This is a genomic window from Amycolatopsis sp. NPDC104863 (genome assembly GCF_055582965.1).
This window is the reverse complement of the sequence record NZ_JBVJOW010000008.1, coordinates 195818-222095: the sequence shown is the minus strand read 5'-3', so window position 1 is coordinate 222095 and position 26278 is coordinate 195818. Positions and strand designations below refer to the sequence as shown.

At 72.9% G+C, this 26278-nt stretch carries 25 protein-coding genes; 11 read left to right on the top strand and 14 right to left on the bottom strand.

From position 1 onward, the window contains the following. Positions 1-16: 16 nt before the first annotated feature. Positions 17-1135 (top strand): LLM class flavin-dependent oxidoreductase, encoded by a 1119-nt coding sequence (locus tag ACZ63J_RS37045; RefSeq protein ID WP_465404474.1) that lies wholly within the window; start codon positions 17-19, stop codon positions 1133-1135. A gap of 10 nt (positions 1136-1145) precedes the next feature. Here the strand turns inward: ACZ63J_RS37045 and ACZ63J_RS37040 are convergent, their stop codons facing one another. Next, positions 1146-2288 (bottom strand): FAD-dependent oxidoreductase, encoded by a 1143-nt coding sequence (locus ACZ63J_RS37040; protein WP_465404476.1) that lies wholly within the window; start codon positions 2286-2288, stop codon positions 1146-1148. A gap of 98 nt (positions 2289-2386) precedes the next feature. Next, positions 2387-2941: a TetR/AcrR family transcriptional regulator gene (locus ACZ63J_RS37035; RefSeq protein WP_465404478.1), complete on the bottom strand. Its 555-nt coding sequence runs from the start codon at positions 2939-2941 to the stop codon at positions 2387-2389. A 90-nt stretch (positions 2942-3031) separates the two neighbouring features. Between ACZ63J_RS37035 and ACZ63J_RS37030 the strand changes: the two genes are divergently transcribed. Next, the gene (locus ACZ63J_RS37030) at positions 3032-4165 is read left to right on the top strand and encodes an MFS transporter (RefSeq protein WP_465404480.1); all 1134 of its coding nucleotides are present in this window, start codon (positions 3032-3034) and stop codon (positions 4163-4165) included. On the opposite strand, the gene ACZ63J_RS37025 is transcribed toward ACZ63J_RS37030, so the two are convergent. Beyond that, a complete protein-coding gene (locus tag ACZ63J_RS37025) occupies positions 4162-4728 on the bottom strand; it encodes a TetR family transcriptional regulator (protein WP_465337372.1) in 567 nt (188 codons plus the stop codon). The genes ACZ63J_RS37030 and ACZ63J_RS37025 overlap by 4 nt on opposite strands. Before the next feature lie 110 nt (positions 4729-4838). Between ACZ63J_RS37025 and ACZ63J_RS37020 the strand changes: the two genes are divergently transcribed. Then, positions 4839-5738, top strand: a complete 900-nt coding sequence (locus tag ACZ63J_RS37020) for an SDR family oxidoreductase (RefSeq protein ID WP_465404482.1) — start codon at positions 4839-4841, stop codon at positions 5736-5738. A 3-nt stretch (positions 5739-5741) separates the two neighbouring features. Here the strand turns inward: ACZ63J_RS37020 and ACZ63J_RS37015 are convergent, their stop codons facing one another. From ACZ63J_RS37015 to ACZ63J_RS36995, 5 genes are all read right to left on the bottom strand, one after another. Beyond that, on the bottom strand, positions 5742-6935 hold the full coding sequence (locus ACZ63J_RS37015; protein ID WP_465404484.1) for an RNA polymerase sigma factor: 1194 nt from the start codon (positions 6933-6935) through the stop codon (positions 5742-5744). A gap of 4 nt (positions 6936-6939) precedes the next feature. Next, a complete protein-coding gene (locus ACZ63J_RS37010; RefSeq protein WP_465404486.1) occupies positions 6940-7293 on the bottom strand; it encodes a YciI family protein in 354 nt (117 codons plus the stop codon). Positions 7294-7312: 19 nt separating this feature from the next. Continuing rightward, entirely contained in the window at positions 7313-7708 is a 396-nt protein-coding gene (locus ACZ63J_RS37005; RefSeq protein WP_465404488.1) for a DUF6069 family protein, read from the bottom strand. Between the two features lie 126 nt (positions 7709-7834). Next, positions 7835-8632: an SGNH/GDSL hydrolase family protein gene (locus tag ACZ63J_RS37000; RefSeq protein ID WP_465404490.1), complete on the bottom strand. Its 798-nt coding sequence runs from the start codon at positions 8630-8632 to the stop codon at positions 7835-7837. Continuing rightward, positions 8629-9954, bottom strand: coding sequence for an MFS transporter (locus tag ACZ63J_RS36995; protein ID WP_465404492.1), 1326 nt, complete (start codon positions 9952-9954; stop codon positions 8629-8631). The genes ACZ63J_RS37000 and ACZ63J_RS36995 overlap by 4 nt, the downstream gene beginning before the upstream one ends. 137 nt (positions 9955-10091) lie before the next feature. Between ACZ63J_RS36995 and ACZ63J_RS36990 the strand changes: the two genes are divergently transcribed. The 3 genes from ACZ63J_RS36990 to ACZ63J_RS36980 all read left to right on the top strand — a co-directional run bounded on the left by ACZ63J_RS36990 (position 10092) and on the right by ACZ63J_RS36980 (position 12325). Continuing rightward, entirely contained in the window at positions 10092-10721 is a 630-nt protein-coding gene (locus tag ACZ63J_RS36990; protein ID WP_465306123.1) for a TetR family transcriptional regulator, read from the top strand. An 85-nt stretch (positions 10722-10806) separates the two neighbouring features. Next, the gene (locus ACZ63J_RS36985) at positions 10807-11679 is read left to right on the top strand and encodes an SdrD B-like domain-containing protein (RefSeq protein ID WP_465404494.1); all 873 of its coding nucleotides are present in this window, start codon (positions 10807-10809) and stop codon (positions 11677-11679) included. A gap of 76 nt (positions 11680-11755) precedes the next feature. Continuing rightward, positions 11756-12325, top strand: coding sequence for a dihydrofolate reductase family protein (locus ACZ63J_RS36980; RefSeq protein ID WP_465404496.1), 570 nt, complete (start codon positions 11756-11758; stop codon positions 12323-12325). On the opposite strand, the gene ACZ63J_RS36975 is transcribed toward ACZ63J_RS36980, so the two are convergent. Together ACZ63J_RS36975 and ACZ63J_RS36970 are read right to left on the bottom strand one after the other, a co-directional pair. Beyond that, positions 12326-13300: a glycine betaine ABC transporter substrate-binding protein gene (locus tag ACZ63J_RS36975; RefSeq protein ID WP_465404498.1), complete on the bottom strand. Its 975-nt coding sequence runs from the start codon at positions 13298-13300 to the stop codon at positions 12326-12328. A 27-nt stretch (positions 13301-13327) separates the two neighbouring features. Next, positions 13328-15757, bottom strand: coding sequence for an ABC transporter permease subunit (locus ACZ63J_RS36970; RefSeq protein ID WP_465404500.1), 2430 nt, complete (start codon positions 15755-15757; stop codon positions 13328-13330). Between the two features lie 129 nt (positions 15758-15886). Between ACZ63J_RS36970 and ACZ63J_RS36965 the strand changes: the two genes are divergently transcribed. Together ACZ63J_RS36965 and ACZ63J_RS36960 are read left to right on the top strand one after the other, a co-directional pair. Beyond that, positions 15887-16585, top strand: coding sequence for a DUF4386 domain-containing protein (locus tag ACZ63J_RS36965; protein WP_465404502.1), 699 nt, complete (start codon positions 15887-15889; stop codon positions 16583-16585). Positions 16586-16607: 22 nt separating this feature from the next. Next, on the top strand, positions 16608-18197 hold the full coding sequence (locus tag ACZ63J_RS36960; RefSeq protein ID WP_465404504.1) for an AMP-binding protein: 1590 nt from the start codon (positions 16608-16610) through the stop codon (positions 18195-18197). Between the two features lies 1 nt (position 18198). Here ACZ63J_RS36960 and ACZ63J_RS36955 read toward each other — a convergent pair whose 3' ends face one another. After that, entirely contained in the window at positions 18199-18906 is a 708-nt protein-coding gene (locus ACZ63J_RS36955) for an MBL fold metallo-hydrolase (RefSeq protein WP_465404506.1), read from the bottom strand. Between the two features lie 84 nt (positions 18907-18990). Here ACZ63J_RS36955 and ACZ63J_RS36950 point away from each other — a divergent pair, with 84 nt between their 5' ends. Further along, entirely contained in the window at positions 18991-20961 is a 1971-nt protein-coding gene (locus tag ACZ63J_RS36950; protein WP_465404508.1) for a hypothetical protein, read from the top strand. Beyond that, positions 20961-22535, top strand: a complete 1575-nt coding sequence (locus ACZ63J_RS36945) for a hypothetical protein (protein WP_465439812.1) — start codon at positions 20961-20963, stop codon at positions 22533-22535. The genes ACZ63J_RS36950 and ACZ63J_RS36945 overlap by 1 nt, the downstream gene beginning before the upstream one ends. Here ACZ63J_RS36945 and ACZ63J_RS36940 read toward each other — a convergent pair. The 3 genes from ACZ63J_RS36940 to ACZ63J_RS36930 all read right to left on the bottom strand — a co-directional run bounded on the left by ACZ63J_RS36940 (position 22526) and on the right by ACZ63J_RS36930 (position 25524). Next, positions 22526-23632 carry an FAD-dependent oxidoreductase gene (locus ACZ63J_RS36940; RefSeq protein WP_465404511.1) on the bottom strand — a complete coding sequence of 369 codons (1107 nt, stop codon included), beginning with the start codon at positions 23630-23632 and terminating at the stop codon, positions 22526-22528. The two genes, ACZ63J_RS36945 and ACZ63J_RS36940, sit on opposite strands and share 10 nt — an antisense overlap. A gap of 115 nt (positions 23633-23747) precedes the next feature. Further along, positions 23748-24404: an FG-GAP repeat domain-containing protein gene (locus ACZ63J_RS36935; RefSeq protein ID WP_465404513.1), complete on the bottom strand. Its 657-nt coding sequence runs from the start codon at positions 24402-24404 to the stop codon at positions 23748-23750. Positions 24405-24528: 124 nt separating this feature from the next. Next, a complete protein-coding gene (locus ACZ63J_RS36930) occupies positions 24529-25524 on the bottom strand; it encodes a helix-turn-helix transcriptional regulator (RefSeq protein ID WP_465404515.1) in 996 nt (331 codons plus the stop codon). A gap of 110 nt (positions 25525-25634) precedes the next feature. On the opposite strand from ACZ63J_RS36930, the gene ACZ63J_RS36925 reads away from it, so the two are divergent. Next, positions 25635-26093, top strand: coding sequence for a VOC family protein (locus ACZ63J_RS36925; protein ID WP_465337394.1), 459 nt, complete (start codon positions 25635-25637; stop codon positions 26091-26093). Positions 26094-26278 lie beyond the last annotated feature (185 nt).

Genomic DNA, 26278 nt, shown 5'->3' with positions numbered 1-26278 from the left:
GGGATAACTGGGAACCATGCCCGACGTCCCCCTCGCGGTGCTCGACCTCGTCCCGATCAGCTCCGGGTCCGACGTCGCGCAGGCCGTGCGCAACACCGTCGACCTCGCGCGGCGAGCCGAAGAGTTCGGTTACCACCGCTACTGGTTCGCCGAGCACCACCTCAGCCCGGGGGTCGCCGGAGCGTCACCGCCGGTGCTGATCGCGCTGGTCGCCGGGGCCACCACGCGGATCCGGCTCGGGTCCGCCGGGGTCCAGCTCGCGCACCGGACGCCGCTGGCCGTCGTCGAGGAGTTCGGCCTCCTCGAAGCGCTCCACCCCGGCCGGCTCGACCTCGGACTCGGCCGCAGCGGCAAGCAGCTCGTCCGCGAGTACACCGCCGCGGCCCGGCGGCCGCCCGCGCCCGAGCGGGTCGCCGACGGCGTGCTGATCCCGCGCAAACCCGACTTCAGCAGGCTGGTCGCGTCCCCGCTCATCGGGCTGACGTTCGCGCTGCTGCAGCAGCCCGGCGCCGAGTCCCCCGACTACGGCGAGCAGGTCGACGACATCCTCGCCCTGCTCGGCGGCACCTACCGCTCCGCCGAAGGGCACGAAGCGCACGCGGTGCCGGGAGAAGGCGCCCGGCCGGAGATCTGGATCCTCGGCAGCAGCGGCGGCCAGAGCGCCGCGGTCGCCGGCGCGAACTCCCTGCGGTTCGCGGCGAACTACCACGTCAGCCCCTCGGGGGTGCTCGACGCCGTGGCGGCCTACCGGCAGGCGTTCCGCCCGTCCGACACGCTGCCCCGGCCCCACGTCGCGGTGTCGGCCGACGTCGTCGTCGCCGAGGACGACGCCACCGCGCGGGAACTCGCCACCGGGTACGCCCTGTGGGTCCGCAGCGTCCGCCGGGCCGAGGGTGCGATCCGCTTCCCCTCCCCGGCCGAAGCCGCGGCCCACCAGTGGACCGACGAAGACCGCGCCCTCGTCGCCGACCGCGTCGACACCCAGTTCACCGGCTCGCCCGCGACCGTGGCCGCGAAGCTGCGGCAGCTGCGCGACGCGACCGGCGCCGACGAGCTCGTGATCACCACCATCACCCACGAGCACGCCGACCGCGTCCGGTCCTACGAGCTGCTCGCCGAACACTGGCACGGCTGAGTGGCCCGTCTCAGCCCGGGAGGGTGTCCTCGCCGCCGGTGAACATGGCGGCCAGCGCCTCCGGGACCTCGTCGCCGAACAGGCTCTCCAGCAGGAAGGCCTCGTCGAGCGGGGTCGCGCTGCGGGTGAACATCGCCTGCTCGTACTCGGTGAGGGCGGCTTCGACGTCGCCGGGGTGCGCGGCGAGGGCCTGGCCCAGCTCGGCGCCGTCCAGCATGGCCAGGTTCGCGCCTTCGCCGTTCGGCGCGGTGAGGTGGGCCGCGTCGCCGACGAGAGTCGCGCCCGGCACCCGGTCCCACCGGTGCCCGAACGGCAGGGTGTGGTGCGGCCGCAGGACCGGCGCGGTGTCGGCGTCGGTGATCAGGGCGGTGAGCTCCGGCGCCCAGCCGTCGAACTCCCGCGCGATCCGCGCCCGCGCCGCGGCCGGGTCGCCGAAGTCGATGGAGTCGAACCACGCCAAGGACTCGGTGAACGCGATGTAGGCGTGCAGGGTGTCCCCGCTTTCGCGGTGGGCGTTGATCGCCCGGCTCTCGGTGGGGCCGTTCGCGACCATCGTCCCGCCGCCGACCGCCTTCGCCGTCTCGGGGTGGCGGGTGTCGGCGTTGAACAGGTAGGTCTCGACGAACGCCGTGCCGACGTACTCGGGGGTCGCGTCGGTGAGCAGCGGCCGGATCCGTGACCACGCGCCGTCCGCGCCGACCAGCAGGTCCGCGACGACACTGGTGCCGTCGGCGAAGGTCACCTCGTGGCGGCCGTCGCCGAGGGTGCGGCTGCCGGTGACCTTGTGGCCCCACTTGACGGCGCCGGCCGGGAGCGCGTCGAGCAGCAGCTGCCGCAGCTCCCCGCGCTGCACCTCGGGGCGGCCGCCGGTGCCGTCGTCGACCTTCTCGAACAGGACTTCGCCGGTCTGGTCGAGGATCCGCATCGCCTCGCGGCCCTCCAGGACCAGGCCGCGGAACTCGGCCGTCAGTCCCGCGGCCGCGACGGCGAGCTGCCCGTTGTAGTCGTGGATGTCGAGCATCCCGCCCTGCATCCGCGCCATCGGGGACGGCTCCGCTTCGTAGACGGTGGCCGGAATGCCGTGGACGTGCAGGACGCGGGCGAGCGTGAGGCCACCGAGCCCGGCGCCGATGATCGTGACTGGGGTGTTCATGCGAGCTCCTTCGCCGTGTCTGGAATTACGTTCCAGACTCTGGCGCGGGCGCCTGGCACGGGACGCACACGGCGCTGGCACCGGCCTGGCACCCGGTGTCAGCGGCCGGCGAGCAGCGTCTCCGCAAGCCGCTTCGCGACGCGGAACGGTTGTGCGTCCTGGGAAACCACCGACCGGACGGTCGCGCCTTCGAGCAGGAGCATCAGCTCGTCCGCCAGGTCGGACCCGGCCCGCTCGAGCTGGGCCCGCAGGTAGCCGTGCAGGGCGGTTTTGTGGTGGCGGACGACTTCGCGGACCGGGTCCGCGGGATCGGGGAACTCCGAGGTGGCATTGAGGAACGCGCAGCCGCGGTAGCCGTCGCGGGAGAGCCAGGCCTCGTAAGCGTCGAAAACCGCCAGCACCCGCTCGCGCGGGTCGTCGTGCTCGGCCGTGATGGAGTCGATCTGCTCCTGCCACTGCCGGTCGCGCTCGCGCAGGTAGGCGACGACCAGCCGGCTCTTCGACCCGAAGTTGCCGTAGAGGGCCGCCTTCGTGACGCCCGCCTCGGCCGCCACCGTGTCGACCCCGACGGCGTGGATGCCTTCGCGGTAGAAGAGCGTCGACGCGGCTTTGAGCACCTTGGCTCCCGCGTCGCCGGGACGAGTCTTGCCCACGCTTCCTCCGAACCGGTCGGTCTGCACTCTCACCTGCAACGATCCTGCGCCTGGTTGACATCATACAGACCTGTCTGTTCAGTGGAGGGCATGGCGACCAGGACAGCGGAACAGACGGCGCGGTGGTGGCCCACCGCCGCGCTCGGCGCGGGCGTGATCGCCCTCTGCTACGGGTTCGCGCGGTACGCCTACGGGCTGTTCGTCCCGCGGTTCAGCGAGACGTTCGGCCTCACGACGGTCGCCGTCGGGGTGCTCGGCGGCCTGTCCACCGCCGGGTACGGCGTGGGCCTGCTGGTGGCTCCCCTGACGTCGGCACGCTCCCCGCGCGGCACCGTGCTCCTGGCCGGGGCGGCCGCCACGACGGGACTCGCGCTGATGGCACTGGCGCCGGACGTCGTGCTGTTCGGGGCCGGGATCGTCGTCGCGGGCGCGAGTGCGGGACTCGTGTCCCCCGGGGTCGCGCAGCTCATCGGCGAGACGGTCGGCATGCCGGTCCGGGCTCGGGCGCAGACGTGGGCGAACACCGGAACCGGCCTCGGGCTCGCGGCGTCGGCGTTCACTCCCCTGCTGGCCTTCGGCTGGCCGGCGATTTGGGTGACGTTCGCGGTGCTCGGCGCGGCGATGACCCTGCTCGCGTGGCGGACGCTGCCCCGCGCGGAACCCGTTGAAGCGGCCGCCGGTTCTGCGCACGGCGTGGGGCCATTGGTGCTCAACTCCGTCCTCATCGGAGTGACGAGCGCTCCTTATTGGACGTTCTCGAGCACCCGGCTCACCGAGGCCGGGCTGAGCCCGGTGGCGGCGACCTGGTGCTGGTTCACCATCGGAGCCGCCGGTCTGCTCGGTGGTGTGGCGGGCCGCGCCGCGGAACGGCTCGGGCTGCGGGCGGTCAACCTCACGACGTGGACGCTCGCGGCGATCGGCATCGCTTTGCTCGCCCTGCCCGGCCTTCCGGCGGCGCTGCTTTCCAGTGCCCTCTTCGGAATCACGTACATGGCGCTGACCGGGCTGTGCATCCTTTGGGCGGCGCGGGTGTTCCCGACGCGGCCCGCGCGCGGGGTCACGTGGTCGTTCGCCGGGCTCGGGATCGGCCAGACCGCGGCGTCTCCCCTGGCCGGCGCGCTGGCGGCCGGCGTCGGGCTGCCCACGGTCTTCGGGCTGACCGGGTTGGTCGCCCTGCTCGCCTGGAGCCAGCTCCACCCGCGGCTCGCCCCGCGGACGAGCTAGCCCGCGGTCAGGCTGATCAGCTCACCGAGGACGTCCGCGAGGATGTCGGCCAAGGAACGCTCCTCGCCATCGCGGATCCACTGCGTGAACGCGATCCCGAACACCGTGGTGCCCGACTGCGCCGTCAACGTCGCCGCCGGTTCCTCGATGCCCCGCGCGCGGAAGGCCTCGGCGAGCGAAGTCGCGAGCCCGGCCAGTTTGTGCAGCTCGCGTTCCTGCAACGCCGGGTTCCGCTCGATCACGGACTGGCGGACCCGCGAATGCGGCCGGCGCTCGTCCGGGAACAGCACGGACGCCGATCGCAGCGCGGCGGCGAGGACCTCGATCGGCGGCGCGTCCGCCGGGGCCGCGTCGACGCCGTCGAGGAACGCCTGGACGAACACCTGCTGGCCGTGGAAGAGGACTTCGCGCTTGTCGCTGAAGTGGCGGAAGAAGGTGCGTTCGGTGAGGCCGACCGACTGCGCGATCTCCGCGGCGGTCGTCTCCTCGAAGCCGCGGTCGGCGTACAGCTCGAGCGCGGCCCGCTGCAGCCGCTCCGGGGTTCCCGGTTCCCAACGCACCATGCCGCCGAGTCTAGTGATCCCGAGTCAGTGATGACAGCGGCTGACTTCAGGGCGTAGGGTCGATGTCAGTCACCGACATCAGTCACTGACATCACTGAGGAGTGCACGTCATGCGTGTTTTTGTCACCGGAGCCTCCGGCTGGATCGGCTCCGCCGTGGTCGACGACCTGCTCGCGGCCGGCCACGAGGTCACCGGGCTCGCCCGGTCGGACGCCTCCGCCGCGGCCGTCGAGGCCAAGGGCGCCCAGGTCCGCCGCGGTGACCTCGACGACCTCGACGGGATCCGCGCCGGCGCCACGGCCGCCGACGCCGTCATCCACCTGGCGAACAAGCACGACTTCGCGAACCCGGCCGTCTCGAACGCGGCCGAGCGCGGCGCCGTCCAGACGATCGGCGACGCGCTGGCGGGGACCGGCCGGCCGTTCCTGCTGGCCTCGGGCATCGCCGGCCTCGCCCAGGACCGGCCGGCCACCGAGGCCGACACGTCGCCGTTCCACGGCCCGGACGCCCCGCGCGGCGGCAGCGAGAACCTCGCGCTCGAGTTCGCCGAGCGTGGGGTGCACCCGGTCAGCCTGCGGTTCTCCCCGACCGTCCACGGTACCGGCGACCACGGGTTCGTCGCCGTGCTCGCCGCGGTCGCCCGCGAGAAGGGCGTCTCCGGTTACCCCGGGGACGGCGCCAACCGCTGGGCCGCCGTGCACGTGGCCGACGCCGCCCGGCTCGTCACCCTCGGCCTCGAGAAGGCCCCGGCGGGCAGCCGCCTGCACGCCGTCGCCGAGGAGGGCGTGCCGACCCGCGAGATCGCGGAGGCCATCGGCCGGGCGTTCGACCTGCCCGTCGCGTCCGTCCCGGTCGACGACGTCGTGGACCACTTCGGCTGGATCGGCCGCTTCTTCGGCATGAACGGCGCGGCCAGCAGCGCGCAGACCCGGGAGCTGCTCGGCTGGACCCCGGCCGGCCCGACGCTCATCGAGGACCTCGACGCCGGCGCGTACGGGACGTCCCGGTAGGCCTCAGGATCCCTCGGCCAGCCGCGCCCGCCGCTTCTCGAGGAAGGTCCGTTCGGTGTCATTGCCGGCCAGGCCGATCGCGTCGTCGTAGGCGGCGAGGGCGTCCGCGGTGCGGCCGAGCCGGGTGAGCAGGTCCGCGCGGGTGGCGGGCAGCAGGTGGTAGCCGGGCAGGTCGAGGTCGTCGACGATGGCCAGCGCCGCCGCCGGGCCGTGCACCTCGGCGACGGCGACCGCGCGGTTGAGCGCCACGATCGGGGTCGGGGTGTGCCGCAGCAGCTGGTCGTAGAGCGCCAGCACCTGCGTCCAGTCGGTCGCCGGGCCGTCGGTGTGCACGGCGTTGATCGCGGCCTGCAGCTGGTAGGGCCCGGGCTGGTTGCGGCGCAGGCACCGCCGCACCAGCTCGTGGCCTTCGGCGATCAGCTCCCGGTTCCACAACGACCGGTCCTGCTCCGTGAGCACCACCAGCTCGCCGGCCGGCCCGACGCGTGCCGGTCGGCGGGCTTCGGTGAGCAGGAGCAGGGCCAGGAGCCCGATCACCTCGGGCTCGTCGGGCATCAGGTCGGCGAGCGCCCGCGCCAGCCGGACGGCTTCGAGGCACAGGTCCGTCCGCACCAGCTCCCCCGACGTCGAGGTGTAGCCCTCGTTGAACACGAGGTAGAGCACGGTGAGCACCGGGCTCAGCCGGTCCGGCAGCTCCGCGGCGGCCGGCACCCGGTACGGGATGCCGGCGTCGCGGATCTTCTTCTTCGCGCGGACGATCCGCTGCGAGACGGTCGCCTCCGGGACCAGGTAGGCGCGGGCGATCTCGGGGACCTCCAGCCCGCCGAGCAGGCGGAGGGTGAGGGCGGTCTGGGCCGGCGCCGACAGCGCCGGGTGGCAGCAGGTGAAGATCAGGCGGAGCTGGTCGTCGCGCACCGGTCCCACCTCCTCCGGCTCGTCGGGTTGGTTCAGCAGCAACGCTTGCGCGTGCCGGGCTTCCCGGGTGGACTCCCGGCGCAGGCGGTCGATCGCCCGGTTGCGGGCGGTGGTCACGATCCACGCGCCGGGGTTGGGCGGCAGCGCGTCCGCCCACTTCTGCACGGCGACCGCGAAGGCGTCCTGAACGGCCTCCTCGGCGAGCCCGATGTCACCGAGGAGGCGCGTCAGCGTGGCCACGCACCGGCCGTACTCCGCGCGGTAGACGCTGTCCAGGTCCATCCGCTCAGACCCCGGACGCGCCGTCGAACGGGCGCACCTCGATCGGGCGCCCGCAGGCCAGCGCGCACTTCTCGCCCCAGGCCAGCGCCTGGTCGAGGTCGTCGCACCGGACCACCCAGAACCCGGCGAGCTGTTCCTTCGTCTCGGCGAACGGGCCGTCGGTCATCGTGGTCGCGCCGTGGGCCGGGCGGATGACGGTGGTGGCGTGCGAGGGCAGCAGGCCCCCGACGAACACCCACGCGCCCGCGGCCCGCATCTCGTCGGTGACCTGGCCGGTCCGGGCCATCTGCGCCCGGGTTTCCGCTTCGGTCTCCGGAACGCTTTCGTCGAACTGGACGGCGAGCAGATACTGCTTCACGGTGAGCCCCTTCCCCGGTTCAGGCGGCCAGCCGGCGCGCGACGGCCGGGATCACGATCGCGGCGGCGGCCAGATGCGTCAACATCAGCAGCACCTTCGTGGCCATCGACGCGTCCGCGAGCACGTCCGGCACCAGGGACAGCGCAGTCAGCACGAGTGTGGTCCGGACGAAGACCGGGCGCGGGTGGCGGGCCAGGCGAGCCAGCACGAGGGCCAGGACCAGGCCGACGACCGAGAAGACGGCGGTCAGCACGGCGAACCCGGAAACCGGGATCGGCGCCCCGCCGACCTCGACGGGAATCCCGGCGAACCGCCCCGCGGCGGCGATGGCCGAAGTCGCCACCGTGGCGACGGCGGCCGCGGTCAGGCCGCCGGTGACCAGGGGTTTCGCGGGAGCGGTGGTGGTGACGGACATGGTGACCTCCGACAAACGGCGGCCGGCCCGGTGCCGGCCTCTCACCTTGGCTACGAACGGCCGCGACCCCGTTCGACATCGCCGTGGAAAAGTTCTGCCGGATCTTCCGGCACCGGGTTCGCCGCCTCAGCCAGGCCGCACGGCGGTGGCGAGAATCCCGGCCACCGCCGCCATGCCCGCCGCGTTCGGGTGGTACGGGTACGCCGGGGACGCCGGTGCCGCGCCCTCCAGCCAGCGGGTCGCCGGTTCGGCGCACAGGCCGTGGCGGGCGCTGGGCACCCTGATGTCCACATAGGACGCGCGCTGGCGCGCGGCTTCCCGGGCCAGCGTCACCGCCAACTGGTCGAGCGCCGACTGGATGAACGCCGCGTCCGCCGGGGTGTACGGGTCCGCCGGGTAGCAGCCTCCGGGTCGCCAGTACGTCAGGTACCCCGTGACCACCACGCGGGCGGCGGGTGACCGGCGGTGGATCTCCGCCAGCGCGGCCGCCACCTTCGGCGCGGTGGCCTCGATCCGCCGGGCGAACTCGTCGCCGTACTGCTCGCGACACGACGGCCGGACCGGCTCGGCCGGGCTCGCGCACGAGACGAACGCCGAGCTCAGCCGGATGTCGTTGGCGCCGATCGCGACCGTCACCAGGCCGGTGTCCGGGCGCAGCGCGTCGAACTGCGGCGCGACGACTCCGGCTTGGCGGCCGGTGAAGTCGGCGGTGGTCGCCCCGGAGCAGGTCACGTCGGTGAGCTCGGCGCCGAGCCGCGCGGCCAGCAGGTGCGGCCAGTCGTGGTCCGAGCGCAGGCACACCGCGTCGATCTGTGCGGGGATGCCCGGCCCGGCGGCCGACGAGTCGCCCAGGGCGACGTACCGCAGCGGCGCCGGGGTCACGACCAGCCCCGCCACGAGCGCCGCCACCAGCGCGAACTTCACCGGACCGTCTCGGGCGTCACGACGCGGTTCTTCGCCGCGTCACGCCGGATCGCGATCGCCAGGGCGGGCACCAGCGCGACGGCGACCGCGGCCGCCGCGGCGAACACGTAGTACGGCGCCACCAGGCTGTGGGACGAGCTTTCGATGAGGCCGTAGACGTACGGGCCGACGAACCCGCCGGTGATGCCCAGCATGTTGATGAACGCCAGCCCGGCCGCCGCCATCAGGCCGGACAGCCGGGACATCGCGACCGACCAGAACAGCGGCAGGGTGCCGAAGGCGAAGAAGTTCGACACGAACAGCAGGCTGATGCTCCACACCGGGTTCCGCGAGACGAGGAAGCCGACGAGCACCAGCAGGACGGCGCTCGCGCACACCCCGATCAGCACGACCTCGTGCCCGTGCCGGCGCTTGAACCAGGGGAAGAACAGCACCCCGGCCAGCGCCGAGATGCCGCCGCTGCCCGCCACCAGCCCGATCAGGAACGGGCTGGAAAGGCCCAGTGACTGGATGTAGGCCGGGAAGTTGAAGCCGATGCCGCCGCCGATCGACTGGTTGATCAGGTAGATCGCGCCGAGCAGCAGCACCGTCGGACGGCCGAACGCGAGCCTGAGGTTGCCGCGGACCCGCGTCGGCGAAGGGGCCTCCTGCCCGGACGCGCCGGCGGTCAGCGCGGCGGCTTCCTCGGCGGTGAGCCACTTCGCGTCCTCCGGACGGCTGGGCAGCGCGAACCAGACCACCACGCCGACGAGGACGGTGACCAGCCCTTCGACCAGGAACATCCACTGCCAGCCGCGCAGCCCGCCGACGCCGTGCAGCTCCATCAGCGCCCCGCCGAGCGGCGACCCGATGATCACCGCGACGCAGGGCGCGGTGTAGATCAGCCCGACGATCGTGACGCGGTGCTTCTGCGAGAACCACTGCGTGACCATGTACATCATCGCCGGGAACAGACCGGCCTCCGCGGCGCCGAGCAGCAGCCTCAGGACGTAGAAGGACAGGTCGTTCGAGACGAACATCATCGCGGCGGAGACCAGGCCCCAGGTCACCGCGATGCGCGTGATCCACAGCCGGGCGCCGACCCGGTAGAGGACGAGGTTGCTCGGCACTTCGAGCAGCGCGTAGCTGACGAAGAACAGGCCGGCGCCGAGACCGTAGGCCGCGGCGCTGATGCCGACGTCGGCCGCCAGCGCCGTCTTCGCGAGCGCGACGTTGGTCCGGTCGACGTAGGACATGAAGTAGGCGATGCCGAGCACGGGCAGCAGCCGTGTGACGGCCTTCTTGGTGGCGAGTTCGTGCACGAGGTCTTTTGCGTTCGTCATTGGACGCCTTCCCGGACTTCCAAGCCGTCTGACCTGCAATACTACGGAGTATCACGGTAGAATCGACCGCGTGGCGGTGTCAACCGCCGGACGTCGCCCGTGCGACGATGGGCGGCGGCCAGGAGGAGGACGGACAGGTGAGCGCGAGCCCCGATCTCGAGCCGGACGCGCGGCGCAGGATCCTCGACGCCGCGGCGGAGGCCTTCATGGCGCACGGGTTCGCCAACGCCACGATCGACGACATCGCGCGCGAGGTGGGCGCGACCAAAGGGCTGGTCTACTACCACTTCCGCTCGAAGTTCGACATCTTCCTCGCCGTCTACGAAGAGGCGATGGGCCGCGTCCGCGACCGGGTCGAGCTGCACACCCGCGGCCCCGGCACCGGCCGCGACCGGCTCGAGGCCATGGCGGTGGCGCACCTGGTGAACCTGATGACGGACCTCGCCTACCACCACGTGGTGCACCAGGCGGTGCGCGGCCAGGTCGCGGTCGCGCTCAAGACCCGCCAGCGCGACACGCTGCAGGAGCTGAACAAGCTGCGCGCCGACTACGAGCAGCTGTTCCGCGGGGTGGTGGCCGACGGCGTCGCCGACGGCTCGCTGCGCGCCCTCGACCCGTCCCTGACGACGCGGACCCTGCTCAGCAACCTCAACGCCGTGGACACGTGGTACCACCGGGTCGGCGGCCAGACCGCCGCCGAGCTCGAGGACCTCGCCCGCCGGATCGTCGACCTCCTGATCGGCGGCCTCGGCGCCCCGGCGAGTTGATCGTCGGCCGCAACCTTCCGCCCCCTTCGCGCGTGTTCACCTCGACGGCCCGGGCAGTCCGGGCCGCCGAGCACAGGGGGTTTCCTTGACCATCCGGAAAAGATCGGCGCACCGCCGGGTTTTCACCGCGGCCGCGCTCACGCTCGGGTTCCTGACCGCCGGGGCCGGGGTCGCCTCGGCCGACCCCGATCCCGCCCCGCAGGCCGACGTCGCGCTCAGCGTGTCCGCGCCGCGCCACATCCTGCCGGTGGGCGGCTGGACCTCGGTGTCGGCCGAGGTCCGCAACGCCGGCGACGCGCCGGCGTCGGACGTCACGGTCAGCATGGCGCTGTCGAACGGCCTGCAGATCACCGGCACCTCGACGAGCAGCGAGTGGGACTGCGCCCTGGAGGGCCAGGTCATCCGCTGCTCGCACGTCGGCGACCTCGCCCCGGGCGCGACGGCGTACCCGGTCTTCGTCACCGCGGGGGTCACCGGTGTGGACCCGGGTGACACGCAGTCCGCGACGGCGTGGGCGACCACCACCTCGCAGGAAAGCCAGGCGGGCAACAACAACGCCTACCAGCCGATCACGATCGTCGGGAAGGGCACCGTCCAGGGCCTCTTCTGGAACGACCGCAACGCCGACGGCGTCCGCCAGGACGACGAGCCGGCCGTCAACGCGGGCAGCATCACGATCCGCGCGCTCGACGACGAAGACAGCTACGGCTGGGCGAACACCTCCGACGGGACGTTCTCGTTCCCGGTCCCGGCGAAGCGCTACCGCGCCGAGGTCCGCGTCTGGCCGGACGAGTGGACCTTCACCACGCCGAACGTCGGTGACGACGCCACCGACTCGGACTTCACCGAGATCCCCGACGGCGGCTGGCAGCGCACCGCCGTGACGGACGCCTTCACCGTGGCGCCGGGCGGGACGATCACCGTCAACGTCGGTCTGGTCGCGGTTCCGCGGGGCTGATGTCGAATCGGGGCGGGCCCGTTCGTAGCCACAGTGAGAGCCGGCTACGGACCGGCCCGCACCCGAGGAGGACACCATGACCGCGACCTACACCTTCGACGTCTTCTCCAGCCTCGACGGCTTCGGCTCCCACCACGGCGACTGGGGCGGTTACTGGGGCAAGCAGGGCCCCGAGCTGCTCGAACGCCGGCTGTCGCTGTACGAGCACGACCAGCGCATGGTCTTCGGGGCGGCCACGCACCGGACGAACGTCGAGCTGCTGGGCGCGTTCACCGGCCGGCTCGACCCCTGGGTCGAGCGGATGCGGAGCCTGCCCACGACGGTCGTGTCGAGCACGCTGCGCGAGCCGCTGGACTGGCCGGACGCGACCGTCGTGAGCGGGGACGCCGTCGACGTCGTCACCCGGCTGAAGGCGGAGTCCGATGTGCCGCTGCGTTCCCACGGCAGCCTGTCGCTGAACCGGGCGCTGCTGGCCGCCGGCCTGGTCGACCGCATCCAGGTGACGCTCTTCCCCGTGATCACCGGGCAGACCGGGGAGGGCCCGATCTTCCGGGACGCGGCCGACTTCGACCTCGAGCTGCTCGAGAGCCGGACGCTCGACGGCCACATCCAGGAGCTCGTCTACCGGCCCACCCGGCACGCCTGATCAGCTGACGAAACCCGCCGACTTGAGCCAGTCGCGCGCCACGGCGGCGGGCTTCTGGCCGTCGACGCTGACCTTCTTGTTGAGGTCGGTGAGCGTCGCCGTGTCGAGCTTCGCGGCGATCGGCGTGAAGACCTGCTCCAGCTGCGGGTACTTCTGCGCAACGGCGCTGGCGATCGAAATGGCGGGGTTGTAGGTCGGGAAGAAGTGCTTGTCGTCGTCGAGGACGGTCAGCTTCTGCCCGGCGACGCGCCCGTCGGTGGAGGCCACCGACCCGAAAGCGCAGGTGTCCCCTTTGCCGATGCTCGGATACACCACGGCGTCGTTGAGGACGTGCACCTGCGCTTCGGGGAGGGTGAACCCGTAGGTCTTCTCGACCCCGGGGAACCCGTCGTCGCGGCTCTTGAACTCCGGGCCGATGCACGTCGAGGCCGCCGCCGGGTCCCGCTTCGCCAGCGCCGCGTAGTCGGAGATCGTCTTGACGCCGGTGCGGGCGATCGCCGCGGCGTTGCCGGCGATGGCGTAGGTGTCGTTCGCCGGCGAGCGGGCCCACCAGGTGACACCGTGGGCCGCGTCGGCCTGCTTGACGGCGTCGTACTGCGCCTGCGGGTCGGCGATCGGCTTGGTCTGGTTGAGGTAGCTGATCCAGGCGGTGCCGGTGTACTCCCAGTACAGGTCGACCGCGCCGCTGGTGAGCGCCTGGCGGACGTTGCTCGACCCGGTGATGTTCGTCTTGTCCTGCGGGCTCGCCCCGGCCGCCTGCAGCGCGACGAGCGCGATCTGGCCGAGCAGCAGCTGCTCGTCGAACTCCTTGGAGCTGACGCGGATCTGCGCGCCGGCCAGCGCGTCGATCTTCTTGATGGAGCCCGCCCCCACCTGGGCGCCGGTCTCGTCCTTGCCGATCGTGCAGCCGGCCGCGAGCGCCGCCGCCGTGGTGAGGGCGAGCACGGCGGCCGCCGTGCGCTGGAACATCCGCATGGGTTGGTCCTCCTTGGTTCGGTCGGGCTACAGGCCGCGGGGGTGCAGAACCTCCTCCGCGACCAGCCCCAGCCAGTCCGCGAAGAGCGCCAGCGCGGCGACGATGATGCCGAAGGTCAAGCTCAGGAACGGGCGGTACAGCCCGATCCCGGCGACGAGCCCGCCGCCGAGACCACCGCCGTCGATGAACGTCGCCAGCGTCGCGCTGGCCACGGTGAGCACGAGCGCCGTCCGGATCCCGGCGAGGATCACCGGGACGGCCAGCGGCAGTTCGATCCGCCAGAGGATCGCCGTCCGGGTCATGCCCATGCCGCGCGCGGCGTCGACGAGCGTCGGGTCGACGCCGTCGAGCCCGACCATCGTGTTGCGCAGCACCGGCAACGTCGCGTAGACGACCAGCGCCGTCACCGCGGTCGCGGTGCCCGTGCCGGCCCAGAGCGCGAGCAGCACCACGAGCCCGATCGACGGGATCGCCTGGCCGAGGTTGCCCAGCCCGAGCCCGATCGGCCGGGCCCACCGGGCGCCGGCGCGGGTGAGCAGGATGCCGAGCGGGAGCGCGATGACGATGGTGCACACCGTCGAGATCAGCGTGAGACGCAGGTGTGCGCCGAGTTCGGTGAAGATCTCGCCGCTGTTGAGGTAACGCTGCTCGATCGAGTCGGCCGGGTGCGCGCGCACGATCAGGAAGAGCGCCAGCAGCCCGAGGGCCAGCAGGACCGGGCGCACCAGCAGCCCGAGCCGGCGCCGGCGCGGCCGGGTGGCCGACGCCGGGGCGGGGGTGTCCTCGGCGGCCGCCACCACGGGCGGGGCCGGCTCGCCGTCGGGCCGGAGCGCGGCGAAGATCGCGGGCCCGTCGCACACCGTGCCGTCCTCGGGCACCACGACCGCCGTGCTTCCGGTGCGCACCATGGTGTCCAGCGCGTCTCGCAGGGTCGCCTCGCGCGAGACCGGCGGCAGCCCGTCCGGCCCGGCCGCCGGCCGGAGGTCCAGGTCGCCGACCCGGATCAGCGCGAGCCGCTTCAGGTTCCGTTTCGAGCCGGCGAAACTGGCGACGTAGTCGTCGGCCGGCGCGGCGAGGATCGCCTGGGGTGTGTCGTACTGCGCGAGCACCGACCGCGGCCGCAACACCGCGATCCGGTCGCCGACCTTCAGCGCCTCGTCGAAGTCGTGCGTGACGAACACGATCGTCTTGCGCACTTCCCGTTGCAGGCGCAGGAATTCGTCCTGCAGCCGGGCGCGTGTGATCGGGTCGGTGGAGCCGAAGGGCTCGTCCATCAGCATCACCGGCGGGTCGGCGGCCATCGCCCGCGCGACACCGACCCGCTGCTGCTGGCCGCCGGAAAGCTCACGCGGGTACCGGGTGCCGTGCTCGCGCGTCAGGCCGACGACGTCGAGCAGCTCTCGCACGCGGCCCGCGACGCGCTGCCGCGTCCAGCCGAGGACCCGGGGCACCACCCCGATGTTGGCGTCCACCCGCAGGTGCGGGAAGAGCCCGACCTGCTGGATGACGTAACCGGTGTGGCGCCGGTGCTCGTCGAGGTCGAGGGCGGCGACGTCGGCGCCGCCGACCGTGACCACGCCCGAGGTGGGCTCGACGAGCCGGTTGATCATCCGCATGGTCGTCGTCTTGCCGCAGCCGGACGGCCCGGTCAGCACGACGATCTCCCCCGCGGGGATCCGCATCGTCAGGCGGTCGACCGCGGGCGCCGCCTGGCCGGGGTACTGCTTGCTGAGCTCCCGCAGCTCGATCGTCTCGCCGGCGGTGCCGACCACCTGCGCCGGGGCCGCGGTTTCGCGGGTGCGCGGACGGCGCCACGCCGTCAGCTTGCCGACCAGCACGAACGCCAGGTCGAACAGCAGCGCCAGCACCATGATCCCGAGCGTCCCGGTCAGCACCTGGTTCAGCGAGTTGACCGAGCCGAACCGGCCGAGGCCGTCGAAGATCTCGTTGCCCAGCCCCGGTCCCTTGACGTACGCGCCGATGGCCGCGATGCCGATCGTGATCTGCGTCGACACGCGGATGCCGGAGAGGATCACCGGCCAGGCCAGCGGCAGCCGCACCCGCCACAGCAGCCGCACCCGGCCGAGCCCCATGCCGCGCGCCGCGTCCACCACGGCCGGGTCGACCCCGCGCAGGCCGACGATCGTGTTGCGCGTGATCGGCAGGAGCGCGTAGAGCACCAGCGCGCACAGGACGTTCGTGAGTCCCAGCCCGAACGGTCCGATCAGGATGCCCAGCAGCGCGATCGACGGGATGGTCAGGAACGCCGCGGTCGTCGTGGTCGCGATCGACCCGAGCCACGGCCGCCGGTAGGTGAGCAGGCCGAGGGTCATCCCGATCAGCACGGCCAGCGCCATCGCCGCGAGCGTGAGGTCGACGTGCAGGATCGCGTCGTTGACCACGTCGATCCAGTTCTCACGGAGGTAGTCCGAAAGGCTCAGGGCCGCGCTCCTCACTCCTCGCCGGGCGGAAAATGACCGACCGTCCCCTCCGGGGCGGGTTCAGCCCAACACGTCCGCGGTCTCCTGTCCACCGGCGTACCGTGACAGCTCCGGATCCTGCTCACTCCCCCGCCGGAGCGGCACATGGACGCACCGAGGAAGACCGCGCTCGTCGCGGGCGCGCTCTACCTGCTCACCTTCGTCTCGATCCCGACCCTCGCGCTCTACGGCCCGGTGCGCGAGCGCGGTTACGTCACCGGCCCCGGTCCGGACACCGGCGCCGTCGTCGGCGGGATCCTCGAGGTGGTCGTCGCCTTCGCCTGCGTCGGGACGGCGGTCGTGCTGTTCCCGGTCGTGCGGCGGCAGAACGAAGCGGCCGCGCTGGGCTTCGTCGGCTCCCGGCTGCTGGAGGCCGCCGCGATCATCGCCGGCGTCGCGTGCCTGCTGACGGTCGTGACGCTGCGGCGGTCCGGCGCCGGTAACGGCGCGCTGGTGACGGGCCAGGCGCTCGTCGCGCTGTACGACCGGCTGTTCCTGCTGGGGCAGAGCCTCATGCCGGTGGTGAACGCGCTGCTGCTCGGCTCGCTGCTGTACCGGGCGCGCCTGGTGCCGCGGGCCCTGCCGGTGCTCGGGTTTGTCGGCGCACCCCTGCTCGCCGCGGCGACGCTCGCGACGATGGCCGGGGCGGTCGAGCGGGACGCGCCGTGGGTGGCGGCGGCCGCGCTGCCGATCGCGCTGTGGGAGCTGTCGCTGGGACTGTGGCTCGTGTTCAAGGGGTTCAAGCCGTCGCCGGTGCTCTCGGCCGACTCTCCGGTGCCCGAAGGTCTTCCGCAGGCGCGGTGACCGACCCGAAAAGGAGGCAGCGATGACGGAACCGGCCTACGTGCCCGCGGCGGAAGCGGACCTCGTCCGCGAGCTGACCGTCGGCGCGCTGCTCCGCGAGGCGGCCGAACGAGCACCGTCCGCGCTCGCGCTCGTCGAGGGTGTTCCCGACCCGGCGGCCCGGCGCCGCTGGACGTACTCGGACCTCCTGACGGAAGCCGAGGCGGCGGCCCGCGCGCTGCTCGGCCGGTTCCGGCCCGGCGAGCGGGTGGCCGTGTGGGCGAACAACATTCCCGAGTGGGTCCTGCTGGAGCTGGCGGCCGCGCTCGCCGGGATGACGCTCGTGACGGTCAACCCCGCTCTGCGCGAGGGCGAGCTGCGGCACGTCCTGAGCCAGTCGCGGGCCGCCGGGATCTTCCTCGTCGCGGAGTACCGCGACAGCCCGATGGCGGACCTGCTCGACCGGGTGCGACCGGAGCTCGCGCACCTGCGTGAGACGGTCCTGTTCCAGGATTGGCCGGTTTTCCGCGCATCCGGCTCCCCCACCGAGACGCTGCCAGTGGTGCACCCCGGCGACCCCGCCCAGATCCAGTACACCTCCGGCACGACCGGCACCCCCAAGGGAGCGGTCCTGCACCACCGCGGCATCACCGGCAACGCGCGGCTGTCCTACGTGCGGACGCTGGAAATGCGGCCCGGGGAAGCCTTCGTCAACCCGATGCCGCTGTTCCACACCGCCGGCTGCGTGCTGGCCACCCTGGCGCCGATCGCCTCGCTGGGCACCCAGGTCCTGCTGCCGTGGTTCGACCCCGGGGTGCAGCTGGAGCTGATCGAAGCCGAACGCGGGGTGGTGTTCGGCGGTGTCCCCACCATGCTGCTGGCCCTGCTGGGCCACCCGCGGTTCGCCGGGACGGACCTTTCTTCCGTGCGCTACGCCCTTTCCGGCGGCGCGACGGTCCCGCCCGAGCTGGTCCGGCGCGTCGAGGCCGCGGTGGGGGTCCCGATGAGCATCGTCTACGCGCAGACCGAGGCCTCCCCCGGCATCACGATGACCCGGCTCGACGACAGTCCCGAAGACCGGGCCGGCACGCTCGGCCGGCCGCTGCCCGGCTGCGCCGTCAAGATCACCGACCCCGCCACCGGCGAAGTGCGTGCCCGCGGTGAAGTCGGGGAAGTGTGCACCCGCGGCTACCACGTCATGACCGGCTACTTCGACCGGCCCGACCAGACGGCCGAGGCGATCGACCCGGCGGGCTGGCTGCACACCGGCGACCTCGCCGCCATGGACGACCGCGGGTACCTGCGCATCGAGGGCCGCGTCAAGGAGATGATCATCCGCGGCGGCGAGAACATCTACCCGCGGGAGATCGAACAGGTCCTGCTCGACCACAAGGCCGTCTACGACGTCGCGGTGGTCGGCGTCCCCGATCCCGAATGGGGTGAGCAGGTCGCCGCGTTCGTCCGGCTCGCGCCGGGTGAGACCGCCGACGAGGCGGAGCTGTTCGCGCACGTGCGCGAGAACCTCGCGCCCCACAAGACACCCCGGGTCTGGCGCTTTGTCGACGAGTTCCCGTTGACTGGTTCCGGGAAGATCAAGAAGCACGTGCTCCGCGACTCGCTTGCCGGCTCCTGAACTACTTGCGCTTTCCCCACCGCTCGTCGGCCGGCTCCTCGCCTCGGCGCAGCGCGTCGAGGTAGGCGCGGTCGACGGCGAAGCGGGCCGCCACCTCGGGGCCGGTGGCCACGGCTCCGTGGCCGGGGATCACGACGTCGACCTCCTTGGCGGCCTCGGCGAGCCGGTCGAGGGCCGCCGGGTAGGCGTCCTCCTGGCCGGTGCGGCGGGGGTCGAGGAGCGGGATCAGGACGTCGGAGAGCATGTCGCCGGCGAGCAGGACACCGCGGTCCGCGAGGAGGACGGCGGCGTGGCCGACGGCGTGCGCGTCGTGCTCGATCACCTCGCCCGGCACGGGGCCGCCGTCCGCGGGCAGCGGCGTGACGAGCGCGACCAGGTCGAGCGGAACACCGGACGTGCTTTCCACCGCCATCGCCTGCGCCCGCTCGCGAGCTTCGGTGGCGACCGCGGCCGCGGCGGCGGTGGCGTACCGCGGCACGTCGCCGAAGCGGGAATGCCAGAGCAGGTGGTCCCAGTGCGGGTGCGTGCAGAACCCGGCGACCACCGGGAAGCCCAGCCGGTCCAGGTCGTCGGCGAGCTCGTCCAGCTCGGCGCCGCTGATGCCGGGGTCGACGAGGACCACCCCGTCCTCGCCGCGGACGACGGTGGTGTTGCTCCAGACCCATTCACTCTGCCGGACCCACACGCCTTCGGCCACCTGATTCAGCATCGGCACACCGTGTCAGGCATCCCCGCCGGGCGCAATATCGTCGTTTCCTCGTCTCGGAGCGTGACACCTCCTACTCTCACTTGAGTGGACGGCATCGACAGTCTCCGGCACGCCATCGAAACGATCCCCATTCCCGGCGCCCCGCCCCGGCTGTCGCGGCAGGGCGCCGCCGTCGGGCTGGCGCTCCTGGACACCTCCCTGCGGCTCAACCACGTGCGCCGGCTGACCGAGCGGCTGACCGTCGTCGAGCACGGGACGGCGCGGCGCAGCACCGAGGTCGACGTCAGCCTCAAGCTCCTCGACGAGGGGCAGCGCCAGGCCACCGCGCAGCTGCAGGACCTCATCGGCCAGGAACACGGCGAACGGGCCGCCTCCCGGCCGGCGCGGCAGCGGTCCCTGTGGGTGCCGCTGGCCCGGCTGCCCCGCCGCGACGTCTCCCCCGTCGACGTCTTCGACAGCGCGGGCCAGAAACTGCCGCGGCTCACCCAGCACGAGGCGTCCCGGCTGGTCGCCGCCGGGCTCTACCGGCTGCTGCGCGGAATCCTCGCCAGCGACGAGAACGCGCAGACCGCGAAGCACGAGCTGAACACCTTCCTGTTCCAGGTGCACGAACCGCGCTGGCTCATCCAGCAGGCGCTGCTGACCCTGCTCACCGAACGGAACCACCCGGACGCGGAGTTCACGATGGCCCCGGCCGAGGGCACGGTCTCCGGGTACGGGAGGCAGTGCCGCGAGCTGGCGCTGGACATCCTCACCGGCTGTTCGGAGCTGCTGGTCGAGTACGCGTACCTGCTGAATGTCGCCGTCCGCGACTACATGCTGGTGGTGGCGCTGGACGACTCGGTCGAGGAACACCGGCTCAGCTACGAAACCCCGCTGCACGTCGACGCGCGCCAGCCGGCCGCGAAGGAGCAGTGGCGGCGGCTGGCCTCCAGCCAACGCGGGTACGTCGTGAGCTACGAGACCATGATCCCGGCGACGCTGAAGTCCTACCACCTGGTGGCCCGGACGGCGCCGGAGGCCGAGATCGCCCGGATGTACCTGTCCACCGACGCCGACCAGCACCAGGTGGACGGCCTGGCCAAGGACCTGGTCTCGCTCGCCGAGCGGCAGGACGCCGCGCCGCTGCAGGAGGCCGACGGCGCTCGGCACAAGATCCTCGAGCTGCAGGCGCAGACCGTGCTGCGCCGGCTGGCGGACCTGCTGCGCCGCCGCAAGTGGGAGGCCGGCCAGTCCGGGGTGGAGCTCTCGCCGCGCAGCCTGCCCGCCTGCCACCGGCTCGCCGCCGCGGCCACCACCGGCGAAGCCGTGCGGACGGACTCGGGCGAGCTGGACAACTCGCTGCGGCGGCACCCGGTGTTCACCGCCGCGAACCTGCGCAAGGCCGCGCAGGAGCTGACCGACCGGGAGTTCGGGCAGGACCTGGTCCTGGTCAACGGCATCGCCGACAACGAGGCGCGGGCGTACTGGCGCCGGTCCGGCGGCCGCGACTCGCGCGGTGACCACGTCCGGGTGCGCGCGACGCTCGTGCTCAAGGACTCCACGAAGTCCGGCCCGCTCAACGTGACGTTCTACGCGCTGGCCGTCGCGACGGTGTCGTTCGTGCTCGGCTGGATGCTGGTGGGCAGCCCGTGGCCGTACGGGCGCGCCGCCACCGAAGCGCTCGGCCACATCGGTGACGGCCAGTCCGTGATCACGATGTTGCTGCTGCTGCCGGGTTTCCTCTACAGCCGCCTGTCGCTGCCCCCGCGCCGCACCGTGCTCGGGTACCTCGGCACCCTGCCGCAGGCGCTCGTCCAGCTGAGCATCGCGGCCGTCGCCGGGTTCGCCGCGGCCGTCGCGACGCAGAGCCCGGGCGAGGTCGTGCAGGTCACGCTCACGATCGCGGTCGGCTTCCCGGTGCTCGCCGCGCTGGTGCTGCTCGGCCAGGCGTCGTGGCGCGGCTCGGCGATCCCGTTGTCCCGCATCGGGGCGCCGCGCTGGGCCGGCGCGGGCGCCTGGGACCGGCACCGGACGCTCGACGCCGACGTGCGGTTCGACTCGTCCGGAGGGTAGTGACCGTGCGCAGCCAGCGGATCTCCGTGCGGAACGTGGCCGACCTGGCGCGGGCCGGGTTCGAGATAGCCCGGCAGCCGGTGACCAAAGTGGACTTCGAGGTGCACCACGCGATGGCGCGCCACGGCTACCTGCGTGAGCTCGTCTCCGCCGACCCCGACAGCGCGATCTTCCTGGAGACGCTCTGCTCGGCGACGAACGGCGCCGGCGTCGTGATCGGCACCCGCACCCGGAAACCCCTGGACGGCACCGAAGTCGTCGAGCGGGTCGACGGCCACCAGCCGGCGGAACGCCCGCAGCAGAGCCCGGGCGCCTGGACCTTCCACCAGACGACCTCGCCCAACCCGACGTTCATCTACGAGTCAGCGCAGACCTTCGAGGGCCTGATCGCGATCGACCCCGGCGCGCGCGAAGTGTGCGAGTGGCACGGCCTGGCCATCCGCGACCTGGTGCGCGAGATCTCCGACGCCGCGTCCGCGCTCCTCGACGCGCCGCTGCTGTCGCTGCAGTGCCCGGCCCAGCTGCCGACGATCGTGAAGACCCGCAACCACGACCTGCGCACCCGCAAGGAGGTCGCGCCGCCGTGCGCGTCGCTGGCGGTGCGCTTCGCGATCGCGCTGCGGGACGTGTCCGCGGCCGCGCGGTTCGAGCTGGCCGACCGGTTCCGGGAACTGTGCGAGAAGCACGGCTACAGCTTCTGGCTCGCCGACACGCGCCCGGGGCACCGGCAGGGGAACTGGTTCGAGGTCTACCACGCCGACGGCGAGTTCTCCCCGCTGTACAAGGGTGATCTCCGGTCCCGGCAGCGGATCGGCGCGTGCCTGCCGGTGACGTTCGTCGGGCCGGCGCGGATCGGCTCGACGCACACGATCGCCTCCTTCCTGCAGCGTTATCCGCAGGTGGGGGTGGTCGGCTGCGCCGGCACCACGCTGTCCGACGTCGCGTTCGTCCACCTGCAGCTGGCGATCCACGGGGTCGCCGCCGACCGGCTGAACCGCATCCTGGGCAAGCTGCTCGGCGAGTCCTCGACGCCGGCCCGGCCGCAGAAGCTGCTGCGCGAGCTGTTCAAGCGCCTCGGCCTGCCGCCCGACCCCGACGGGCCGAACCCGCCCCCGGCCGATCCCACCAGCGACTACCAGACCTTCGCCGGACCCGCGTTCGCCTACCGCCCGTTCCAGATGCCCGACTGCATGGCCGTGTGGGTGTCGTGGGAGATCGCCCGCCAGCACCAGGGGCTCGCCGCGCCGCTGGACTGCCTGTACCGCGCGCTGGCCCAGGTCGCGCCCACGGTGTCCCCGGACACGCCGGGCTCGGCGGGCGACCTGGCCACCGTCGAGTACCTCATCTGCCGGGCGACCGAGCAGTCGGTGGTGCGGGGCAAGGCGAAGCTGGCCGTGCCGAAGACGGTCCTGCGCCAGTTCTCCTCGGGCGGGGTCGAGCTGCCCGCGTCCAAGCTGTGCGCGGCGCTGGAGGAGGCGTGGAAGGCGCACGTCGACCAGTCCGATGTGGACGGTGTCAGCGAGCTGACGGTGGCCTGGCGCGAATCCTGGCTCGGCCACTGGACCTATTCCTGATCCTCCGGGAACAGTTCGTCCAGGTCACCGAAGGCGCGCTCGAAGAACCCCGTGCCGCCGGTGTGCCCGGCGGTGCGGGCGAACATCGCCCGCTCGAACTCCGCCAGTGCCGCTTCGACGTCTTCGGGGTGCGCGGCCAGGGCTTTCCCGAGCTCGGCGCCGTCCGTCATCGCGTTGTTGGCGCCTTCGCCGTCCGGCACCGCGAGGTGGGCGGCGTCGCCGATGGCGGTCACCCCGGGGACGCGGTCCCACCGGTGCCCGGCCGGCAGGGTGAAGAAGGGCCGCGGCACCGGTGGGACGTCGCCTTCGGTGATCAGCGCGGTCAGCTCCGGCGCCCAGCCGTCGAACTCCCGCGCGATCCGGGCGGGCGTTCGAGCGTCGGCGAGGTCGAGCGAGGCGAACCAGTCCTGCGACCGGGTGAGGATCGCGTAGGCGTGCAGCGTCCCGCCGCGCTCCCGGTGGGCGATGATCGCCCGGTCCGCGCCGGGCACGACCAGCGACCCGCCGCCGACCGCCTTCGCGGCGGCCGGATGACGCTCGTCGGCGTTGTACAGGTAGGTCTCGACGGCCGCTTCGCCGGTATACGCAGGCACAGCGCCGGAAAGCAGCGGCCGGACCCGGGACCAGGCGCCGTCGGCGCCGACCAGGAGGTTCGTGACGACGCTCTCGCCGTCGGCGAAGGTCACCTCGTGGCGGCCGTCGCCGAGGCCGCGGACGGCCGCGGCCTTCCGTCCCCAGTGGACGGTCCCGGGCGCGAGCGAGTCGAGCAGCAGCCGGCGCAGCTCGCCGCGCTGGACCTCCGGGCGGCCACCGGTGCCGTCGTCGGGGTGGTCGACCAGGACGGTCCCGGTCCGGTCGAGGATCCGTGTCGCCTGCCGGCCGTCGAGGACGAGGCGGCGGAACCCGTCCAGCAGGCCGGCCGCGGCCAGGGCGTGCTGCCCGTTGTGGGCGTGGATGTCGAGCAGGCCGCCCTGTGCGCGGGCGGCCGGGGACGGCTCGGCCTCGTGGACCGTGACCGGGAAACCGTGGACCTGCAGGACCCGGGCCAAGGTGAGGCCGGCCAGGCCGGCGCCGAGGATCGTGACGGGAGTGGGCATGCGGCGCTCTTTCCGGGATCGGGGACCGCCCGGTGGTCCCAGGCGGTCCCCGAACCTTCGCCGGAGCCGCTGCCACGGCGCGCACGCGCGGCTGGCACCGGCCTGGCAGCGGCCGTCACGCGCAGCTGGCGGCGTCCTCGGTGAGCACCGGGTCCGTCACGGGACGCCCGCTGAACGGCGTCGACTCCTGGACGCTCAGCGCGCCGTCGCGCAGCGTGTACACGGTGCGGGTGCCCGAGTAGGTGAGCTGGTCGACCGGGCGGCTGATGTCGTCGGTCTCGGCGGCGACCGTCGCGAACGCCCGGCCCCCTTCGAACGGCGTGCACTGGTAACCGAGGTGGGCGGCGACCCCACCACCTTCGGCGACCGAAAACGGCTTGTCGTCGGCGCCGACGACCTGGCTGAGGTTGCGGCCGTCGTAGTGCAGCACGGAGAAGAACGTCGTGTTCGCGCCCACGGACTGCGTGACGACGAGCTCGGCCCGGCCGTCCCCGTTGAGGTCGGTCACCCGCGGCGCCTGGATGCCGAACTGGCTGTCGGCCGGCAGGTGGATCGAGGTGTAGGTCCCGTTCACCGTGGCCGAGACCAGCTGGTCACTCTCGCCGGTCAGCTGGGTGGTCACGGTTTCGAGCTCCCCGTCACCGTTGAGGTCGGCGACCGTGGTGACCGGGTCGGCGGCGGGCGCGGCCAGGGCCGGCACGGCGGCGGCGAGCCCCAGGGCGGCGGCCAGGCCGGCGACGGTGGTGGTGCGGACGAGTCCGATGCGGTTCATGAGATCTCCCTCCGTCTTCCGGTGATCTTTTCACCGAAAGTGCTCTCACGAAGAAAGACGCTCACCGGCCGCCGGCGTGCAGCGCCAGTGTGATGTGCCACACGGGCGCAACCCGCGTCGCAGGTCAGCCCGGCCGGGTCTCCGCGGCGCGGGCGGCCCGCGCGGCCAGCTCAGCGAAAGCGTCGCGCAGCTCCGGCGGCCCGACGACCTCGATCTCGCTGTCGAACCGGGCCAACGCCGCGGCGAGCGCGGCCCAGGACCAGGACCCGGTGGTCAGCCTGGTCCGGGCGGGACCCAGCTCTTCGACCATCCCGTCCCCGGCGAACGGCGCCACCTCGGTGGCGGGCAGCGCGAGGACCACCTCACCCCGGCACGGCCACGCGTTGACGGTGTCGGACCCCTTGAACCGCGCGGAAAGGAACGTCGCGACGTCGCCGCCCGGCACCTCCCGGGGCGCGAACCGCGGGCCGTTGGGGACGCGCAGGGTCATCCGGTCGGCGCGGTACGTCCGCCAGTCCGCGCGCTCGGGATCCCAGCCGACGACGTACCAGCGGCCGCCGCGGACGACGAGGTGGTGCGGCTGGACCCGGCGGGGCGGGCGCGAACCGTCGTCCGCCGGCCGTCCCGGCGAGCGGTAGTCGAACCGCAGCTCCTCCCCCGCCCGCACGGCGGCGCTCAGCGCGAGCAGGACGTCGGTGCCGACCTGCGGCTCGGCGCGGTGCCCGGCGGTGCTCATCTCGAGCGTGTCGACCCGCTGCCGCAGCCGCGACGGCAGCACCTGGCGCACGGTCGCCAGCGCCCGGGCGGCCGCCTCTTCGATGCCCGCGCCCGTCCCGACGGCCATCCGCAACGCCACGGCGAGCGCGACCGCCTGCTCTTCGTCGAACAGCAGCGGGGGCACCTGGCTGCCCGCTTCGAGCCGGTAGCCGCCGTCGGGCCCCTTGACCGCCTGGATGGGATAACCGAGCTCGCGCAGCCGGTCGACGTCGCGGCGCACGGTGCGTTCGCTGACCCCCAGCCGCTCGGCCAGCAGCACCCCCGGCCAGTCGCGCCGGGCCTGCAGCATCGACAACAGCGACAGCAGGCGGCTCGACGTCGTGGTCGAAGAGGCGATCGGCATGGTTTCAGGATGCCACGAGAAGCGGACGTTCCCTGACCGCTACCCCTGACACAGTGGCCTCACTGCCGGAGACCTCCGGCGGAGAACCCCTGGTCGAAGGATCGGAAACCATGTCGCTCAACGCTGTCGCCCACCTGAACTTCCGCGGTCAGGCCCGCGAGGCCCTGGAGTTCTACCGGTCGGTGTTCGACGGGCAGCTCACCGTCGTCACCTACGGCGACTTCGGGATGCCCGCCGAGCTGCCCGGCGCCGCCGACGTCGTGTTCGGCCAGGTCGTCGCCGACAACGGCTTCCGGGTGATGGCCTACGACGTGCCCGGCGAGCACCGGCCGGTCGCCGCCGGCGCGCCCACCACGCGCCGCGAGAACGGCACCACGCTCACCGAAGAGCCGTTCTTCCTTTCCGTCCGCGGCGAGACCGTCGACGAAGTCACCCCGGTGTGGGAGCGCCTCGCCGACGGCGCGACGGTCATCGAGGCGTTCGGCCCGGCCCGGTGGGCGCCCGCCTTCGGGATGCTGGCCGACCGCTTCGGCGTCACCTGGATCGTCGACGTCGCGGCCGCGTACTGACCCGCGGGGTGCGGCCGCACCCACCCCCATCCCCAGGGTTCCGGCAAGTCGGATTCGCGCGGCCGAGCTGCCGTCGGCTCCGACCGCGACCTTGCGTGGGGGGGGGGGGGGGGGGGGGGGGGGGGGGGGGGGGGGGGGGGGGGGGGGGGAGGGGGGGAAGGGGGAGGGGGGGGGGCAAGCGCTAC

Bases quoted from the DNA above. Each gene is read 5' to 3' on its own strand.
- ACZ63J_RS37025 (WP_465337372.1), bottom strand. From the start codon at position 4,728: ATGGTGCGTTGGGAACCGGGAACCCCGGAGCGGCTGCAGCGGGCCGCG.
- ACZ63J_RS37015 (WP_465404484.1), bottom strand. From the start codon at position 6,935: ATGGACCTGGACAGCGTCTACCGCGCGGAGTACGGCCGGTGCGTGGCC.
- ACZ63J_RS36935 (WP_465404513.1), bottom strand. From the start codon at position 24,404: ATGAACCGCATCGGACTCGTCCGCACCACCACCGTCGCCGGCCTGGCC.
- ACZ63J_RS37020 (WP_465404482.1), top strand. From the start codon at position 4,839: ATGCGTGTTTTTGTCACCGGAGCCTCCGGCTGGATCGGCTCCGCCGTG.
- ACZ63J_RS36975 (WP_465404498.1), bottom strand. From the start codon at position 13,300: ATGCGGATGTTCCAGCGCACGGCGGCCGCCGTGCTCGCCCTCACCACG.
- ACZ63J_RS37045 (WP_465404474.1), top strand. From the start codon at position 17: ATGCCCGACGTCCCCCTCGCGGTGCTCGACCTCGTCCCGATCAGCTCC.
- ACZ63J_RS36955 (WP_465404506.1), bottom strand. From the start codon at position 18,906: ATGCTGAATCAGGTGGCCGAAGGCGTGTGGGTCCGGCAGAGTGAATGG.
- ACZ63J_RS36980 (WP_465404496.1), top strand. From the start codon at position 11,756: ATGACCGCGACCTACACCTTCGACGTCTTCTCCAGCCTCGACGGCTTC.
- ACZ63J_RS37040 (WP_465404476.1), bottom strand. From the start codon at position 2,288: ATGAACACCCCAGTCACGATCATCGGCGCCGGGCTCGGTGGCCTCACG.
- ACZ63J_RS36925 (WP_465337394.1), top strand. From the start codon at position 25,635: ATGTCGCTCAACGCTGTCGCCCACCTGAACTTCCGCGGTCAGGCCCGC.
- ACZ63J_RS36995 (WP_465404492.1), bottom strand. From the start codon at position 9,954: ATGACGAACGCAAAAGACCTCGTGCACGAACTCGCCACCAAGAAGGCC.
- ACZ63J_RS36940 (WP_465404511.1), bottom strand. From the start codon at position 23,632: ATGCCCACTCCCGTCACGATCCTCGGCGCCGGCCTGGCCGGCCTCACC.
- ACZ63J_RS36965 (WP_465404502.1), top strand. From the start codon at position 15,887: ATGGACGCACCGAGGAAGACCGCGCTCGTCGCGGGCGCGCTCTACCTG.
- ACZ63J_RS37030 (WP_465404480.1), top strand. From the start codon at position 3,032: ATGGCGACCAGGACAGCGGAACAGACGGCGCGGTGGTGGCCCACCGCC.
- ACZ63J_RS37005 (WP_465404488.1), bottom strand. From the start codon at position 7,708: ATGTCCGTCACCACCACCGCTCCCGCGAAACCCCTGGTCACCGGCGGC.
- ACZ63J_RS36930 (WP_465404515.1), bottom strand. From the start codon at position 25,524: ATGCCGATCGCCTCTTCGACCACGACGTCGAGCCGCCTGCTGTCGCTG.
- ACZ63J_RS36960 (WP_465404504.1), top strand. From the start codon at position 16,608: ATGACGGAACCGGCCTACGTGCCCGCGGCGGAAGCGGACCTCGTCCGC.